Annotated in this window: 16 protein-coding genes, 6 tRNA genes and 1 other annotated feature (1 of these 23 cut by a window edge); of the genes, 7 read left to right on the top strand and 15 right to left on the bottom strand. The window is 44.2% G+C overall.

Features of this window, described 5'->3' with window-relative positions; all coding sequences use genetic code 11:
* The first annotated feature begins 40 nt into the window (after positions 1-40).
* Positions 41-1,204, top strand: a complete 1,164-nt coding sequence (locus tag NQ489_RS12800; RefSeq protein WP_021651829.1) for a DUF5067 domain-containing protein — start codon at positions 41-43, stop codon at positions 1,202-1,204.
* Between the two features lie 211 nt (positions 1,205-1,415).
* Entirely contained in the window at positions 1,416-1,631 is a 216-nt protein-coding gene (locus NQ489_RS12805) for a DUF378 domain-containing protein (protein WP_021651831.1), read from the top strand.
* 105 nt (positions 1,632-1,736) lie between these two features.
* Here the strand turns inward: NQ489_RS12805 and NQ489_RS12810 are convergent.
* The 5 genes from NQ489_RS12810 to epsC all read right to left on the bottom strand — a co-directional run bounded on the left by NQ489_RS12810 (position 1,737) and on the right by epsC (position 3,120).
* Positions 1,737-1,809 (bottom strand) — tRNA-Gly (locus NQ489_RS12810).
* Between the two features lie 3 nt (positions 1,810-1,812).
* Positions 1,813-1,883, bottom strand: a tRNA-Gly gene (locus NQ489_RS12815).
* Between the two features lie 35 nt (positions 1,884-1,918).
* Positions 1,919-1,991: transfer RNA gene (locus NQ489_RS12820), tRNA-Gly, on the bottom strand.
* A gap of 3 nt (positions 1,992-1,994) precedes the next feature.
* Positions 1,995-2,065 (bottom strand) — tRNA-Gly (locus tag NQ489_RS12825).
* Positions 2,066-2,199: 134 nt separating this feature from the next.
* Positions 2,200-3,120 carry a serine O-acetyltransferase EpsC gene (gene epsC, locus NQ489_RS12830; protein ID WP_022426729.1) on the bottom strand — a complete coding sequence of 307 codons (921 nt, stop codon included), beginning with the start codon at positions 3,118-3,120 and terminating at the stop codon, positions 2,200-2,202.
* Positions 3,121-3,276: 156 nt separating this feature from the next.
* Between epsC and NQ489_RS12835 the strand changes: the two genes are divergently transcribed.
* Positions 3,277-3,364 (top strand) — tRNA-Ser (locus NQ489_RS12835).
* Between the two features lie 127 nt (positions 3,365-3,491).
* Positions 3,492-3,562, top strand: a tRNA-Trp gene (locus NQ489_RS12840).
* A gap of 172 nt (positions 3,563-3,734) precedes the next feature.
* On the opposite strand, the gene NQ489_RS12845 is transcribed toward NQ489_RS12840, so the two are convergent.
* From NQ489_RS12845 to NQ489_RS12875, 9 genes are all read right to left on the bottom strand, one after another.
* Positions 3,735-4,163: a cytidine deaminase gene (locus NQ489_RS12845; RefSeq protein WP_015524321.1), complete on the bottom strand. Its 429-nt coding sequence runs from the start codon at positions 4,161-4,163 to the stop codon at positions 3,735-3,737.
* Between the two features lie 36 nt (positions 4,164-4,199).
* Positions 4,200-4,991, bottom strand: coding sequence for a uridine phosphorylase (gene udp, locus NQ489_RS12850; protein ID WP_021651833.1), 792 nt, complete (start codon positions 4,989-4,991; stop codon positions 4,200-4,202).
* Positions 4,992-5,144: 153 nt separating this feature from the next.
* Entirely contained in the window at positions 5,145-5,339 is a 195-nt protein-coding gene (locus NQ489_RS17985) for a PF20097 family protein (protein ID WP_227945534.1), read from the bottom strand.
* Positions 5,340-5,387: 48 nt separating this feature from the next.
* Positions 5,388-5,987, bottom strand: coding sequence for an NUDIX hydrolase (locus NQ489_RS12855; RefSeq protein ID WP_021651835.1), 600 nt, complete (start codon positions 5,985-5,987; stop codon positions 5,388-5,390).
* Between the two features lie 29 nt (positions 5,988-6,016).
* Positions 6,017-6,988 carry a D-2-hydroxyacid dehydrogenase gene (locus NQ489_RS12860; protein WP_021651836.1) on the bottom strand — a complete coding sequence of 324 codons (972 nt, stop codon included), beginning with the start codon at positions 6,986-6,988 and terminating at the stop codon, positions 6,017-6,019.
* 72 nt (positions 6,989-7,060) lie between these two features.
* The gene (locus tag NQ489_RS12865) at positions 7,061-8,206 is read right to left on the bottom strand and encodes an ABC transporter permease (protein WP_021651837.1); all 1,146 of its coding nucleotides are present in this window, start codon (positions 8,204-8,206) and stop codon (positions 7,061-7,063) included.
* On the bottom strand, positions 8,193-8,873 hold the full coding sequence (locus tag NQ489_RS17655; protein WP_227945535.1) for an ABC transporter permease: 681 nt from the start codon (positions 8,871-8,873) through the stop codon (positions 8,193-8,195). The genes NQ489_RS12865 and NQ489_RS17655 overlap by 14 nt, the downstream gene beginning before the upstream one ends.
* Positions 8,870-9,316 carry an ABC transporter permease gene (locus NQ489_RS17660; protein WP_015524315.1) on the bottom strand — a complete coding sequence of 149 codons (447 nt, stop codon included), beginning with the start codon at positions 9,314-9,316 and terminating at the stop codon, positions 8,870-8,872. The genes NQ489_RS17655 and NQ489_RS17660 overlap by 4 nt, the downstream gene beginning before the upstream one ends.
* Positions 9,317-9,328: 12 nt before the next feature.
* Positions 9,329-10,258 carry an ABC transporter ATP-binding protein gene (locus tag NQ489_RS12875; protein WP_044961680.1) on the bottom strand — a complete coding sequence of 310 codons (930 nt, stop codon included), beginning with the start codon at positions 10,256-10,258 and terminating at the stop codon, positions 9,329-9,331.
* Positions 10,259-10,615: 357 nt separating this feature from the next.
* Here NQ489_RS12875 and NQ489_RS12880 point away from each other — a divergent pair, with 357 nt between their 5' ends.
* From NQ489_RS12880 to NQ489_RS12890, 3 genes are all read left to right on the top strand, one after another.
* Positions 10,616-11,797 carry a sensor histidine kinase gene (locus tag NQ489_RS12880; RefSeq protein ID WP_044961657.1) on the top strand — a complete coding sequence of 394 codons (1,182 nt, stop codon included), beginning with the start codon at positions 10,616-10,618 and terminating at the stop codon, positions 11,795-11,797.
* A 133-nt stretch (positions 11,798-11,930) separates the two neighbouring features.
* Positions 11,931-12,551 (top strand): response regulator, encoded by a 621-nt coding sequence (locus tag NQ489_RS12885; RefSeq protein WP_021651843.1) that lies wholly within the window; start codon positions 11,931-11,933, stop codon positions 12,549-12,551.
* A 65-nt stretch (positions 12,552-12,616) separates the two neighbouring features.
* A complete protein-coding gene (locus NQ489_RS12890) occupies positions 12,617-13,759 on the top strand; it encodes an RluA family pseudouridine synthase (protein WP_021651844.1) in 1,143 nt (380 codons plus the stop codon).
* Here NQ489_RS12890 and NQ489_RS12895 read toward each other — a convergent pair.
* Entirely contained in the window at positions 13,741-15,147 is a 1,407-nt protein-coding gene (locus NQ489_RS12895; RefSeq protein ID WP_044961660.1) for an MATE family efflux transporter, read from the bottom strand. The genes NQ489_RS12890 and NQ489_RS12895 overlap by 19 nt on opposite strands.
* A 284-nt stretch (positions 15,148-15,431) precedes the next feature.
* Positions 15,432-16,033 (bottom strand) — a sequence feature (16S ribosomal RNA rRNA prediction is too short); it runs 381 nt beyond the window's last position.

Genomic DNA, 16,033 nt, shown 5'->3' on the forward strand with positions numbered 1-16,033 from the left:
CCCACCCGAAAACCAGAATGACTTATTGTAAGGAGGAATAATGAATACAGAAGACAATAATGATTTTTATGACGATGAGCTCTCCAGATCATTGATCTCCAATGATTTTGAAGGCGACACTCCCCACAGAAAGAAAAAAAGCAAAAAGCCTCTCGTGATCTGTCTGATCATCCTTCTGATCGCTGCCGCAGCCGGCGGAACCGCCTGGTATATGATGCAGCGCCATAAACCGGTAGAAGCCACAGAAGAATTTCTCACAGGCATGCAGAACATGGATTTTACCACAATGGAGAACCTTCTCCAGAGTCATGATCTCAGTGCTCTGGATGATGCAGATATCCGTGATTCTGCTTACACAGATTTCTTCACTACCGTCAACAAAAAAATGACCTACAAGATCACCAAAAACAAATTTGACATCCAGAACGGAACTGCCAGGATAACGGTTCACATGAAATATATTGACGGAACCAATATCTATGCAGCAACTATTCAGGAATACACCCGTAAGGTTGCTGTCGCAGCCTATGCCGGAAAGGAAATGACACAGGATGATATCCAGGAAATGCTCGCTGCACTTCTTGCCGAAAATGCTTCCACAGCTGATGAGAAATACAGTGAGATCGATATTACCTATCCTCTGATCAAAATCGGCAGCGACTGGAAAATCGTTTCTCTGGATGACACCACCGTCAAGGTTATGTGCGCAAACTTCAAAAGCGTAAAAGACGAAATATCATCCCAGCTTACGGATGACAGCACAGATAGCAGTTCTGCCGCTGCGGAGGATTCTTCCACCCCAGGCAGCACGGCTTCTGCTGAGGGCACAAGTGCATCCATTGATATTACAACTGACAAATTCTCCGTCCGTTTCAAACAGTTTGCGATTTCCAAGGACTACGGCGGAAATCCCTGTCTGATGATCTACTACGACTATACAAACTCCGGCGATTCCCAGTCCAGTGCATTTGTAGACTTCACCCTGCAGGCTTCCCAGAACGGAGAAGTTCTGGAAGGAACTTATCCGGAAGCCAGCGATGATGCTGTAGATAACTACATGAGCACCATTGATCCCGGAAAAACCGTCACTGTATGCCAGGTATTTCTTCTGAAGGATACTACCAGTGATGTAACGCTTCAGGGCAAAGAAACTCTGAATGTAAGCGGCGGACAGACAACCTCTCAGATTCTGAAGCTGAAGTAAGATATCGGAATCGCCTGGCGGATATTTACGATCCAAATTCGATAAACCGGAAATTTACATTTTATCTTGCATATGCAAGGAAAACGGAAATTTCTCCTTCATGATTTTTTCATGGCTGGCAGAAATTTCCGTTTTTCTTTTTCTCATTCCTGTGTATATTTTTTTGATTCCATGAAAAACTATTTCCTGTATAACGAAAGGATGGTGACTTATGTCAAATAAATATCTGCAGTACTTCACCCTGACCATTGCTGTGGTCGGTGCCATAAACTGGGGTCTGATCGGCTTCTTTAATTTTAATCTGGTAGCATTCCTGTTCGGAAGCATGAGCTGGCTCTCCCGGATCATCTACGGACTTGTAGGCTTATGCGGGCTTTATCTTCTGACCTTCTATACTCTGATCGATCAGGGTGAAACAACTGAATAAGCTACGCAGTAACACATAACGCGAAAAATCCTCTGCTGCATAAAAATAAAGCAGAGGATTTTTTCGCAACAAAAAAGAACTCTGATCATCCTCAGAGTTCCGAAGAGCGATAGACGGGGCTCGAACCCGCGGTCTCGACCTTGGCAAGGTCGCGCGTTACCAACTACGCCACTATCGCACAAGCGGGTGATGGGAATCGAACCCACGTATCCAGCTTGGAAGGCTGGTGTTCTACCATTGAACTACACCCGCAGTTATGAAATTATAAATCTTCATCCTTCGATGAGAGCGATAGACGGGGCTCGAACCCGCGGTCTCGACCTTGGCAAGGTCGCGCGTTACCAACTACGCCACTATCGCATAAGCGGGTGATGGGAATCGAACCCACGTATCCAGCTTGGAAGGCTGGTGTTCTACCATTGAACTACACCCGCGCATCGTCGCTTCGGTGATTACCGATCGCTTGACCGCTGCAACGATGATTAGTATATAGCATGCTGTTTTATTTGTCAACAGGTTTTTTGAAATTTTTTATTTTTTTTATTTTTTTTATTTATTGGATTTTTTATCAATACTCCCATACATTTGTGGCAGAAACCTGGGCCTTCGGTTTCTTGATCACAAGCTCCGGACTTTTTGCACTGACCTTGGTATTTGCAGGAATGGATTCTGTGATAAAAGTATTACCACCTATAATCGTATTCTCTCCTACAACCGTCTCACCACCGAGCACTGTGGAATTAGAATAGATCGTTACATTATCACGAATCGTCGGATGACGTTTTACATTGGCAAGCTGCTGTCCCTTTCTTGTGGAAAGCGCTCCCAGTGTCACTCCCTGATACAGTTTTACATTATTTCCGATCTCTGTAGTCTCACCTACAACCACACCGGTACCATGATCGATAAAGAAATACTCTCCGATGGTCGCTCCCGGGTTGATATCGATTCCTGTACGGCCATGAGCATATTCCGACATCACGCGCGGGATAAATGGGATTTCTTCTTTATAAAGAACATGTGCCAGACGATACACGTAGATAGCAAATAATCCCGGATATGAAAAAATGATCTCTTCCTTGCTCTTGGCTGCGGGGTCACCATCAAAACCAGCCTGTACATCTGTCAGAAGCAGTCTCTGGATCTCAGGAAGCTGCTCAAAAAATCCACATGCAGTTCTGTCTGCATGAGCTGCTGCTTCTTCCGGTTCCTCCCCGTGATAAAGAAGTGCGATCTCGATCTGATTCTTCAATCTGTCATAAAGATCATTCAGTCTGTGTCCCACATAATACTCCGGAAATACGGTAGCACTGGTATCCGTACTGAAATATCCCGGAAATACAATAGATTTCAGATCTCTTACTATATCAATGATCACCGAACGGTTCGGCAGACGTCTGCCGCTCTTCGGCATAAAAAGTTCTTCTGAAGCATAATTCTCAGTAAGACCCTTCGCCGCCCTGAGAATCGCAGATTTCTTATCGCTCATAATTCCCTCCATTTCTGCACATCCACTTCTGTCTGTACACTTTATCTCATTATCATATTATAGTCTGGAAGATTCGTCAATAATACAAAAAAGAAAAGTTTTAAAAAAGATTGACCTTTCTCCGGATACCTTATATAATAATAAAGGTTTGCATCCGGAGATGTACCCAAGTGGCTGAAGGGTCCGCACTCGAAATGCGGTAGGTCGGGCAACCGGCGCGAGGGTTCAAATCCCTCCATCTCCGCTTTTCTGCCGATTTATGACAGGAAGAATTTTATTTATATTTTATTATACAAAAAGCACTCTCATCTCTTGACAATTGTATATTTTATATGTATAATTGCAACAGTGATGAAAACACAATTTAATATAGGGGATTGGTCAAATGGTATGATAGGGGTCTCCAAAACCTTTGGTGGGAGTTCGATTCTCTCATCCCCTGCTATTAGAATCGCTGAAAAACCTTAATTAAGGATTTTCAGCGTTTTTTATTGTATGGCAGAAAAAGTAATCGCCCGGCCTGTCATATCAACATCCGGGCGATCACTTTTCAATATTTTACTTCTCACTGCATTCATATCGTGAAAATCTCTGCACGTATCCACATGCGCTTATCACTTCAGTTTCTTCAGATTATCCGGTCCAAATCCAAATGGCAACAGTTCCTTTAACGTAAAGATATCATATTTTTCTCTGCTGACTGCCAGTATGATCTGAAAGGTTTCCGGATCACAGAACTCCATCATAACCTGTCTGCATACTCCACAGGGTGCTGCATACTCTGTAGGAACACCATCCTTGCCGCCAACGATACAGATTGCCTGAAAGTCTCTCATGCCTTCACTGACCGCTTTGAAAAAAGCAGTTCTTTCCGCACAGTTTGTTGGAGTATAGGCAGCATTTTCTATGTTACATCCGGTATAATAGGTACCGTTTTTTGCAAGAAGTACCGCCCCTACATGAAAATGTGAGTATGGCGCATAGGAATAGTCCATCTGTCTGATCGCCAGATCGATCATTTCTTTGATCTGTTTTTCTTCCATAATTTTCCCACCTTTCCTGAATCAGGCATGTATACGTTATTCTTCTTTTTTCTGTGCCTGATCTGCACGGATCAGTTCACGGATCGCCTGTACTGCAACCTGGATCGCCTTATCGGTATCATGTACCACAGGATTATCCAAACCCAGCTTTTCTCTTTCCTGATTTGCAAGCACCAGGAAGCAGGAGCCCACACGTACTTTTAAATGGCTTGCCACTATAAAAAGAGCAGCGGATTCCATCTCCGACGCAAGACAGCCGAGACGTTTCCACGCTTCCCATTTATTCATCAGTTCATAGCTGACCGGCTTGGTTTCCGGCTCATGCTGGCCATAAAAGGAATCCTTACATTGTACCACACCTGTGTGGAATTCACATCCTTCTTTCTTTGCTCCTTCCACAAGTGCATTGATCACTTCCAGATTTGCCACTGCCGGGAATTCAATAGGTGCATACTCTTTGCTGGTGCCCTCCATACGGATCGCGCCCGTTGCAACAACAATATCACCACTTTTTACCTCTGGCTGCATTCCACCGCAGGTTCCGATGCGTACAAATGTATCAGCCCCGCACCGATACAGCTCTTCCATTGCGATAGAAGCGGACGGTCCGCCGATTCCGGTAGATGTCACACTTACCTTCACTCCGTCCAGTGTTCCGGTGTATGTTACGTATTCCCGGTTATCTGCTAACAAAACCGGATCATCAAAATACTGTGCGATCTTTTTGCAGCGTTTCGGATCTCCCGGTAAAATAACGTAACGTCCCACTTCTCCTTTTGCTACCTGAATGTGATACTGTCTGTCCGAATCCTCTGAATAATTTTTCATGTTTGTTTCCCCCTTTCTCAGCTAACAGTTTACCTATTCCTTATGAATAAAAAAAAGACTGCATTTTCATACAATCCAGTCCTTTATTCTTTTATTTTAACCTTGCTTCCCATCGATCCCTGCAAAACTATATCCTGCATTACAATAAGAAGATCATTCATAAGATATAAGGATCTTCTTACAATGCTCGCAGCGATAAGCCTCGATCCGATCACCATATAGCATTTTCGACAGGCCTCTTTCGGTGTTTAATCGCATAGATTCACCTCTGCTCCTCCATTCTATTCCTGAATTGAAGGAATGGATCTGGCCTTCACACATTTCGCCTCCGCAATATGGACATTTCATCTTATTTTTCTATGCCTCCTCCGGCTTTTCGTATTTGCTCAGTCAATGTCAAACCTCTTTTGTCTTTACCCCATTATAACATAGATTCATTTTCTTCAAAAGCTTAATATAAACATGTTCCACAAACCACGGTTCTGTTGATCTCATCAATGCTTCTTCCGGTGAAAACCAGGCTACACCGCTGTTTTCATCTGCTTTTATGGAAACAGCCTCTTCTGAATCTGCCTCAAGGAGATATGTTAGGTTAAAGTGCAGATGGCTGGATACATATTTCCCTTCTTTCATATGGCCGTCTACAGTCAGGGATTCCAGGGAAAAAATCTCTTCTGACACCGGATGAACATTGGAAATCCCTGCCTCTTCTTTTACTTCTCTGACAGCAACGGACAGTAAATCCGTCTCACCATCTGCATGTCCTCCAAGCCAGGACCAGGAATTGTATATGTTGTGATATACCATAAGGACTTTCGTCCGTTCTCTGTTTACTACCCAGGCAGAAGCTGTCATATGGGCTACTGCATTTTCCCTGGAAAAAGCATTCTCATTATTTCTGATCCAGTCCAGGATCAGGATTTTATCTTTTTCTTCCTGCTCATTATATGGCTTGTATTTTTCTATCTGATCGATCAGTTTCTGGCGTGTTATCATTATGCACTCTGCCTCTTTCTTAAATTTATTTAATACCCATCCTTTAACCGGACAATATTTTTTAATTTTTTTCCATTCAGATATCGTTCCATATTTTCCATGCAGATGTTCCAGATCATATCCTGGACTTCAGCGTTTCCACCGAAACTCGGGCCTGCAATGTGTGGAGTGATAAGGACGTTTTCCATATTCCAAAGAGGTGATGTCTCCGGCAATGGTTCTGTTTCAAATACATCCAGGACCGCTCCTTTTAAGTGGCCTTCCTCCAGTACTCTGATCAGGTCTTCTGTTGGAATGAGGCTTCCTCTTCCTACATTAACCAGAATTGCATCTTTTTTCATAGAATACAGCCGTTTGTAATTCAGAAGGCCTTTTGTTTCCGGTGTTCCCGGGAGACAGCCGATCACAATATCCGCTTTCTGAAGCTGCTGATCCAGCGCTGTCAGATCATATACCTCATCAAACTCTTTCATCTGCTGCAAATGCTCCGGGACTGCAGTTCTTTTTATTCCAGTCACATGCGTTTCAAACGCTTTCATTCTATGGGCAATATTTCTTCCTATATCCCCTGTTCCCAGGATGAGAATGTTTTTTCCATATATGGTTTCTGATGGTCTATTCTGTACCCAGAGGTGTTTCTGTTTGTTCTTCCAGTAGTTCGGAAGTTCACGGTACAGCGCAATGATATTCCCGATCACATATTCTGATATGATCTTTCCAAAAGCGCCGGAAGCATTGGTTAATGTAACTCCTGTCGGGAATGCTTTCATTTTTGTATATTTGTCCGCACCGGCCCAGGTCAGCTGGATCCAGCGAAGATTTTCTGCTTTCAGGATTTCTTCTTCCTCTGGCTCTCCGATCACTACTTCTGCTGCTGCGATCGCATCCTCAGTTTCTTTGCCCTGAAATGTAAATTCGCACTGATCTCCGAATTTTGTTGCAAACTGATTTTGAATTTCTGCATTGCATTGTGGTTTTATTAAAACTTGTATTTTCTTCATGTTTTTTCTCCGCAAATCATCTTTATCAGCTATATCCTACCATAATTAACAGCCATCTGCTATTATTTTCTGTTATTTCTGCCGCTGATATCTGGTCACTGCCAGGATCATGCAGACAAAAACTACCACAAACATAGCTTCCAGTCCAATGCCTTTCCACACCGATACAACTGCCTCACCTGTTAGGTGACTATAACTTCCAAGAGTCTCATTTACGTTTTCATACCAGTACACAGGAAGAAACTGAGACACCTTCAGGACGTTTCTGTCCATAATATTCATGGGAACAAACACACCACACAGAAAGCACATTCCAAGAGACAGGATATTTGCGATCCCGCTTAACATGTTGCTATTTTTTACAAAAAGACCGATCAGATAGGAAAGTGAAAGTGCCACTGCCATCATTACCAGAGTGTTCAGTACATAGTATCCGAAATTTTCTGAACTGAGAAATGTTTTTCCATACATAAGGATGGCTCCAGCCATACCGATTCCCCATAAGCCCCCACCCATCACAAACATGGCCAGAAGCCCTTCCAGACTCTGTCGTCTTGCAGAGATCGCAGATGCCTGCATTCTCTTTGGTATATCGTCTTTTTTGAAAGCCATCAGAACATATCCCATCACATAGCAAAGTAATGCAAGAAACAGATATGGAATATATCGGAAATAATAGAGCCATCCGGACGTACCACTGTTTTCATCTGTATCCAGCATGGTGACTTCTCCTCTTTTTTTATCCAGGATCGCTGTTGCCGCTTCCTTCTGGGAAAAACCGGCTTTCAGATATGTCCGCATTGTATTCAGGCAGCTCTCAAGCTGCTGATCCACATAATATGCCGAATAAGATCCGGGCACCTTGGTCACAGAAATACTTTCACCGTTTACCATACAGTTCTCATAAAAATCCTCAGGAATCACCACGATGTACTCTACATTTCTGTAAAAAAGCTCTTCCTGAAGCTTCTCCCTGTTATCCTCCAGCATGGTCACGTGATGCGTACCTTCAAGCCATTTTACCAGTCCTTCTACAAGTGGTCCGTTGTCTTTATCCACCACTCCAATCTTTATTTTTTCGCTTTCATAGCTGGTATAAGTTTCCTTACCGGCCGCTGCCTGAAGTGCCATTGTCACTCCGAAAAAAATGCCCAGATACAGGAGAATCAGACCTGTATTTTTTTTCATGATCCTCATATAGCCTTTAAATACTGTCATAACGTTCCCTCCTGACCATGAAAAAGGATGCCATCACCAGCACCACGCACATTACCGCCAGTGTGATCAGATTTCTATAGTATCTGGTCATATCATCATATACATTGATACAGTAAAACGCATCTGAGATCAGTGATGCAGGATTGATCCGGTTCACAAACGGAACACTTTTTTCCACGATATCCTTCATATTTCCGTTCATCAGTCCGGCAAGAAAGCTGCTTACCATAGAGATTCCAAGCATGAGCCCGATTCTGACGCCTTCCTGCATTTTTCCGAAGCTGCCTATAAACATTCCCATAGATACACCGATGAGACTTCCGAAAAAAGATACCACCAGCATTTTTCCCATCTGTCCCTGAAAATCCAGATTGAGAATATACCGGAGATACAGGATCAGAATGATCACGTCCACATAGCCCAGAGAAAAAGATGTCAGCTGGTCTGTAAGGATCAGCTTCAGCTTGTGGGTCGGCGTTACACACCGTCTGGCTGCCAGAGGTGTGATATTGGCCTGGATCCCGATCGCAGAGCCAAATCCGATAAAGCATCCATACAGGCAGGCCATGGCGATCAGTGCGTAAAAGAACTGCACATTTCCGTCAATGGTCCGGCCACCAAGGGAGACTTCCCTTACCAGGCTGTCGGAACTTAACAAGGATTTCATGGTTTCCATATCCATCTGCGGATTTTTTTCATGATATTGGTGATGGTCGTTCTGGTGTTTTCGCAGCTGTCGAGAACTGTCTGAAGGATACTTTCTTCTATTCCGGTTCCTGCTACTGTAAGGGAAGGCTCTTTTCCCACATAATAAATCCCTTCTACTTTTTTATCCTGCAGTGCTTCCAGCGCTTCCTTTTCCGACATTTCTTCTGCTTTTAAAAGATCCGGACTGCTTTTTTCCACTTCATCCAGATAGGTCATAAAAAACGTATCCGCAGAAGCTTCCTTCACCACTGCCACCGGAACCGTCTGAAAATCTGCCTCATTGATATTTCCGAATGCAAAATAGAAAAAAGTTCCAAGCACAAGCGGAAAGACAAGCGGCCAGAATACAATGTTAAAATTCCGGATCTTGGAAAGAAAACTGTATTTCAGTAAATGCAACATCTCCCATCCCTCCTAATCTCTTAGCTGTTTTCCGGTGATCTCCAGAAAGACATCATTTAATGTAGGCAGTTCGGAAAAGACTCTTCCAAAAGAAATATCCTGGCTTTGCAGATAATTAAGAAGACGGATCAGGTTATGCTTCGCATCGGTACAGCGCACGACCAGCACCTGTTTTTCATACTGCACATCAAACACATGCTCCAGTGTGCGGATATCCCGGAGATTTTTTTCTTCTAGGGCAATGGCTTCTACGGTGATGGTCTCTCCTGTTTTGATCATCTGCTTCAATTCTTCCTTTGTTCCCTGAGCGATGACTCTTCCGTGATCCATGATGGCGATCCTGGTACAGATCTGCTCCACTTCTTCCATGTAATGGGATGTGTAGATAATGGTGGAGCCCTGGTGGTTCAGCGTCTGGATCCCTTCCAGGATCTTGTTTCTGCTCTGTGGGTCTACAGCTACCGTCGGCTCATCCATAATGAGCAGTCTTGGCTTGTGGGCGATCCCGCAGGCAATGTTCAATCTTCGTAAAAGGCCCCCGGAAAGCTTCTTCGGGTACATTTTGCGGAAATCTTCAAGACCTGTAAATTCAATGGCATCCTCCACCAGCTCTTTTCTCCGTTTCCTGTCCCGTATGTAAAGGCCGCAGAAATAATCGATATTTTCCTGCACTGTCAGCTCATCAAAAACGGCTACATTCTGAAGCACGATCCCAATCTGTTCCTTGAGCTTATAGCTGTCCGGCTTCATCTCTTCTCCGAATATCTTTATTTCACCTCTGTCATATTTCAGAAGTGACAAAAGGCAGCTGATGGCCGTTGTCTTTCCCGAGCCATTGGGACCAAGTAATCCGAAGATCTCACCCTCCCGGATATCCAGTTCCAGATGATTCAGTGCGGTAAGATCACCGTATCGTTTTACCAGATTTTCTATGTGGACCATACTCTGTGGCATATGTTTTCCTCCTTTTTTACAGTCCATTAAGCAGGACTTTTATGTCTTTTTCGCAGAAATTCATATTTCTTCTATGATGCCATTATATCCTTTTCTTCTTTCTGCACCAAGTGTTGAATGTCACCACCTGCGAATGACAAATGTCATGTCTTTTTCAGAAGGATAGATTTTTCTTTGCAGGGAAGGAACCGGTATATTATAATAAAGACACATTGATTTCAGAAATTTGTGCAGCAAAAGGGGTTCTCCTGGAACAGTCCTGGAACAGGATACGATAATTTTAGCCGGTTATCTGCCTGACTTTCGGAAAATGCTGTAATTCTGAGAAAGGAGGGTATATTTTTTATGCGTTATTTTACAGATTCCATACTATTGCTTTTATACAGTACTTTAACATTTTTTTATGTGCCTGCAGATCAGGCTCTTGTGTTTGCCCTCCTTTTTGCGGTGATCCTTTGCTGCATTACTTATCTGTGCAGGGTATGTAAAACAGAATCCTGTTCACACAATTCTTTGCCAGTATTGAAACCCGCCGGAAATATCATTCCGGTTCTTGCAGGAAGCTATGTGATCTTTGGATTATGTTCCCTGTGGTTTTCGGATCTTCTTCTGTTTTTCCCGCTGCTGCTGTATCAGACCTTATCTGCTGGGCTTTTTCCTCTGGCAGTGGCTGCGCTTCCACTTTGGGGATTTCTGGTTTTTCAGATCAATAGATTTCCGGCAGTTCTTTGTCTGCTTGGGATTTTTGGTTTCGTTCTCTCATTTTTTCTCTGGCTCTATGCCGGAAAATATCAGGCTCTTTACCAGGATTTTCATCAGATCCGGGATGACAGTGAGGAACATACGCTTCTTCTTTCTGAAAAAAACAAGGCACTTCTGGAAAAACAGGATTACGAGATTTATGCTGCTACATTGCGCGAGCGAAACAGAATTGCCAGAGAGATCCATGATAATGTGGGACATGTACTATCCCGTTCTATCCTTATGACTGCTGCCTGCAAAACCATCAACAAAAATGATTCTCTTGATCCTCTGCTTGGAAATCTGGAAGAATCCCTGAACGGTGCTATGAACAGCATCCGTTCCAGTGTACATGATCTTCATGATGATGCGATAGATCTGGAAGATGCCATAAAAGGACTTGTAAAGGATTTCACCTTCTGCCCGGTGAATCTTACTTATGATATGTCCAGGCAGATTCCAAGAGAGGTGAAATACAGTCTGATCAGTATTACAAAGGAAGGGCTTTCCAATGTGATGCGGCATAGTAATGCGGATTCTGTGGATATTCTTCTGCGGGAGCATCCTGCACTTTATCAATTGTGCATTGAGGATAACGGGACACCGGAAAATGGAATTCCGGATATTCAAACTGGATCAGACAGCAATAAGGCAAAAAATACTTCCGGTGGTATGGGACTGTCCAATATCCGTGACCGTGCAAAGGCGCTGGGCGGTACGGTCCAGATTACGCAGGAGAATGGTTTTCGGATCTTTGTGACGATCCCGAAATCTTTTTCTAATTGAATCAGACAGATATTTCTCACTTTTCCGGAAACCTTCCTGATTTGATCAAAGTACTTTCCCGGCATATTGGATCCGTCTGTTTTTTCTGATCTGTAAATTTACTTTTTATAACTCATAAACAGGAGATTTTGACATGAAAATTATAATCGTAGACGACGACTGCCTGGTTGCAGGAGCACTAAAAACCATTCTTGAAGCAAACCCGGATATCGAAGTGACTGCCACCGGCTCTGATGGTGAAGAAGCCTGCTCTCTGTACAGAGAGTATCTTCCGGATATTCTTCTAATGGATATCCGTATGAAAGGAATGGACGGACTGGAAGCTTCCAGAAAGATCCTGGGCGAATTTCCGGAGGCAAAAATTCTTCTTCTGACTACTTTTTCCGATGATGAATATATTGTAAAAGCCCTCCGCCTCGGCACAAAGGGTTATCTTCTGAAGCAGGATCATACCAGCATTCTTCCGGCTCTTCAGGCGGTTTACTCCGGCCAGACCGTATTCGGCACAGAGATCATATCCAAAATCCCTGAACTCCTGCAGTCTTCCGATGGATTTGATTATGCTTCCAGAAACATCAGCGAACGGGAGCTGGATATCATCCGGCTGATTGCCAACGGATACAGCAATAAGGAGATTGCCGCAGAACTGTTTCTCAGTGAGGGAACGGTACGAAATTATCTCAGTTCCATTCTGGATAAACTGCAGCTGAGGGATCGGACTCAAGTTGCTGTTTTTTATTATCAGCATAAGTAAAAATCTCCTGCATCCAAATTCCTGTAAATATTTATTAATTTAATAGAATCGGAGGATTCCTCACAATGAACCGCTATCTTACTATCTATATCCCGAAAACAGCTGTTCCGGCACCTGTCTCCCGCTTTCTTCGCACGCAGGCAGGTCTTACAAAAAAGCAGATCAGCCAGGCGAAGTTCCGTCCCGGTGGTATCCGAAAAAACGGACAACAGTGCCGGGTAACGGAAACCGCTTATCCCGGGGATCAGATCATAGTATGCCTGGAAGCAGACGATGTGGATTCTGCCCAGCTGGAATCTTCATCCTTTACTGTCAATTTGTCCAATCACAATTTCCAGTTCTCCGCAGACGCAATTTCATATTCTGATTCCGCAACTTCAGAATTTGCAGGTTCTGATGTCAATTCTCACATTTATCATTCACTGGCTTCAACGTCACAGTTTCTTCCTGAGTTGGCGATCATATACGAAGACCAGGATATCCTCGCCATAAATAAACCTGCCGGGATTGTCACTCATCCTTCCGGTTCTCACTACAGTGACAGTCTCGCCAACCAGGTGGCTTCCTATTTCCGTTCCAAAGGAGAGCCTACCAAAGTCCGGTCTATCGGACGATTGGATAAAGAAACCTCCGGTATCCTGCTCTTTGCCAGGAACCAGACTGCTGCCGCCAGATTACAGAACCAGCGTGAAGAAGGGATTTCAGAGAAAACCTATCTGGCTGCAGTTTCCGGTTTCATGCCTGTGGATGAAGATGGAGCTTTTCACAGGATCTCCGTTCCCCTTGCACCTGACCCGGATAACCGTCTGAAAATGGTCATATCCACAGATGGCACGCTTCCCGGAAGCAAACATGCAGAAACCCTTTATTCTGTTCTGAAATCTACCGGCCCTGACGCAGCAGCTCCGGCTTCTCTTGTAATGCTCCGTTTGAAAACCGGCCGTACCCATCAGATTCGTGTACACATGGCATCTCTCGGGCATCCTCTTCTGGGTGATTCTCTGTACTGTTTATCGGACATATCGAATCCGTTTTCCCGGGCTGCACTCCACGCATGGAAGCTTAAATTTCAACTTCCATTTTCAATTGATGAATCTGCTTCCGACACCCGGGCTTCCATGCATCATGACAAAAATGACAAAAAAGAAATCTCCCTGGAAGCACCCCTCCCGGAAGATTTCAAAAAATTCTATGAAACAATATTCTGAAGCCATACGCCTTTTTTTACAAGGATAAATCCAATGACACATTTCATCATATCCGCTGCCTGGACCATTGCGTAGATCACAAGTACAGGCAGACCTGTAAAACGGCTTAAGGTAAATGCGATCGTTACACTTACCACCCAGATAAACACACTGTCAAACAGAAATGTAACGATGGTCTTTCCACCGGAACGCAAAGTAAAATATGTTGCATGCAAGAATGCATTCTGCGGCATGAAAAATGCTGTGAGCATAATAAAATATTTCGCCAGAGTACGTGCCTCAGTATTGGTATTGTAAAGCCTTGGAAACAGTGGTGCCATTACAAACATCACAGCTGCCACGCAGGTACAGCAGAACACAGAAAATGCGATCATCTTATTGTCCGTATCTCTGGCTTCCTTCATCTTACCTGCCCCCAGAAGCTGTCCTACAACAATGGCTACCGAATCTCCAAGTGCGATAAATACGATATTAAATACATTGTTGATAGTATTGGAAATATTTAATCCCGCAACCACGTTCAGTCCACGGACTGAATAACACTGTGTCAGCATGGCCACTCCGGCTGCCCATAAAGTCTCATTCAGAAGCAGCGGGGTTCCCTTAATAAGTATCTTCTTTGTCAGGTTCGCCGGAACCTTTAATGTTGAATACAGACCCTGTGCAAAAATATTCTTTTCTGTATGCTTATGTGTCCAGCTCAGGACAATGCAGGCTTCCACATATCTGGAGAGCACTGTAGCAACAGCCGCACCTCTTACTCCCATTTCCGGGAATCCAAATTTACCATAGATCAGAAGATAATTAAATATCAGATTGATCAGCACTGCCACGATCCCGGCCTTCATTGGAAGTACGGTCTCACCGCATTCACGTAAGGTACTTGCATAGACCTGCACCATCATAAATGGCGGAAGTCCCAGAAGCATGATCCATAAATACTGTTTTCCATAAATAAGAGTATCCCTGATCTCCTGTGCGGTCCCGTCACCTTTTAAATACATGCTGATCAGTGAACCCCCTGCTGTCAGAAACAGTATAATAGTGATCGCTGTCAGAATCACTGCCATCCACAATTTATAACGAAGTGTCTGGCGGACACCCTCATGATCCTTCTGTCCGAAATACTGTGCTGTAAAAATTCCCGCTCCGGACACCCCGCCGAAAATACATAGATTATATACAAAGATCAGCTGATTGACGATCGCCGCTCCAGACATCTGTTCGGTACCGATACGACCGATCATAATATTGTCCAGAAGACTGACAAAATTTGTGATTCCGTTCTGTACCATGATCGGTACTGCAATAGACAGGACCATCAGATAAAACCTCTTATCTCCTACGAACTTTCGGAAAAAAGAAGATTTCTCTTTTACCTTCTCCATAAATTCTTCCCCCCTTGTTTTTCGTTTTTCTTCATCCAAAATTCTCCACAAAAAGGAGACTGCCCACCCGAAACAGTCTTCCCTTTCGTAAGCGTTGTAGCTACTACCTTACTACAAACTTCTTTTATTTTCAATAGTCTTTATAACGATAAATCTCCGTTTTTTTGTATCTTTTTACTCCACCATACGACTCTCGTCTGCAATATCCTGATCTTTGAACTTTTATTCCAGCTGTATCACAATTTCAGTGTCAAAGTTTTTCAAAGTGATCTAAGCCGGCAGAAAAAAGATCTGGATCGGCTGAATCCGATACGGCTACCTTGTTACGACTTCACCCCAGTCATCGGTCCCGCCTTCGGCAGCTCCTTCCTTGCGGTTAGGTCACTGACTTCGGGCGTTACTGACTCCCATGGTGTGACGGGCGGTGTGTACAAGACCCGGGAACGTATTCACCGCGGCATTCTGATCCGCGATTACTAGCGATTCCAGCTTCGTGTAGTCGGGTTGCAGACTACAGTCCGAACTGGGACGTTATTTTTGGGATTTGCCCACCCTCGCAGGTTCGCTTCCCTTTGTTTACGCCATTGTAGCACGTGTGTAGCCCAAATCATAAGGGGCATGATGATTTGACGTCATCCCCGCCTTCCTCCAGGTTATCCCTGGCAGTCTCCTCAGAGTGCCCGGCCGAACCGCTGGCTACTGGGGATAGGGGTTGCGCTCGTTGCGGGACTTAACCCAACATCTCACGACACGAGCTGACGACAACCATGCACCACCTGTCACTTCTGCCCCGAAGGGAAGGAACGGTTAAGTTCCGGTCAGAAGGATGTCAAGACTTGGTAAGGTTCTTCGCGTTGCTTCGAATTAAACCACATGCTCCACCGCT

The sequence above is a fragment of the Blautia sp. KLE_1732_HM_1032 genome, assembly GCF_025147905.1.
GTDB lineage: Bacteria > Bacillota > Clostridia > Lachnospirales > Lachnospiraceae > Blautia_A > Blautia_A fusiformis.

Bases quoted from the DNA above. Each gene is read 5' to 3' on its own strand.
- NQ489_RS12800 (WP_021651829.1), top strand. From the start codon at position 41: ATGAATACAGAAGACAATAATGATTTTTATGACGATGAGCTCTCCAGA.
- NQ489_RS12805 (WP_021651831.1), top strand. From the start codon at position 1,416: ATGTCAAATAAATATCTGCAGTACTTCACCCTGACCATTGCTGTGGTC.
- epsC (WP_022426729.1), bottom strand. From the start codon at position 3,120: ATGAGCGATAAGAAATCTGCGATTCTCAGGGCGGCGAAGGGTCTTACT.
- NQ489_RS12845 (WP_015524321.1), bottom strand. From the start codon at position 4,163: ATGGAAGAAAAACAGATCAAAGAAATGATCGATCTGGCGATCAGACAG.
- udp (WP_021651833.1), bottom strand. From the start codon at position 4,991: ATGAAAAATTATTCAGAGGATTCGGACAGACAGTATCACATTCAGGTA.
- NQ489_RS17985 (WP_227945534.1), bottom strand. From the start codon at position 5,339: ATGAAATGTCCATATTGCGGAGGCGAAATGTGTGAAGGCCAGATCCAT.
- NQ489_RS12855 (WP_021651835.1), bottom strand. From the start codon at position 5,987: ATGATAACACGCCAGAAACTGATCGATCAGATAGAAAAATACAAGCCA.
- NQ489_RS12860 (WP_021651836.1), bottom strand. From the start codon at position 6,988: ATGAAGAAAATACAAGTTTTAATAAAACCACAATGCAATGCAGAAATT.
- NQ489_RS12865 (WP_021651837.1), bottom strand. From the start codon at position 8,206: ATGACAGTATTTAAAGGCTATATGAGGATCATGAAAAAAAATACAGGT.
- NQ489_RS17655 (WP_227945535.1), bottom strand. From the start codon at position 8,873: ATGAAATCCTTGTTAAGTTCCGACAGCCTGGTAAGGGAAGTCTCCCTT.
- NQ489_RS17660 (WP_015524315.1), bottom strand. From the start codon at position 9,316: ATGTTGCATTTACTGAAATACAGTTTTCTTTCCAAGATCCGGAATTTT.
- NQ489_RS12875 (WP_044961680.1), bottom strand. From the start codon at position 10,258: ATGGTCCACATAGAAAATCTGGTAAAACGATACGGTGATCTTACCGCA.
- NQ489_RS12880 (WP_044961657.1), top strand. From the start codon at position 10,616: ATGCGTTATTTTACAGATTCCATACTATTGCTTTTATACAGTACTTTA.
- NQ489_RS12885 (WP_021651843.1), top strand. From the start codon at position 11,931: ATGAAAATTATAATCGTAGACGACGACTGCCTGGTTGCAGGAGCACTA.
- NQ489_RS12890 (WP_021651844.1), top strand. From the start codon at position 12,617: ATGAACCGCTATCTTACTATCTATATCCCGAAAACAGCTGTTCCGGCA.
- NQ489_RS12895 (WP_044961660.1), bottom strand. From the start codon at position 15,147: ATGGAGAAGGTAAAAGAGAAATCTTCTTTTTTCCGAAAGTTCGTAGGA.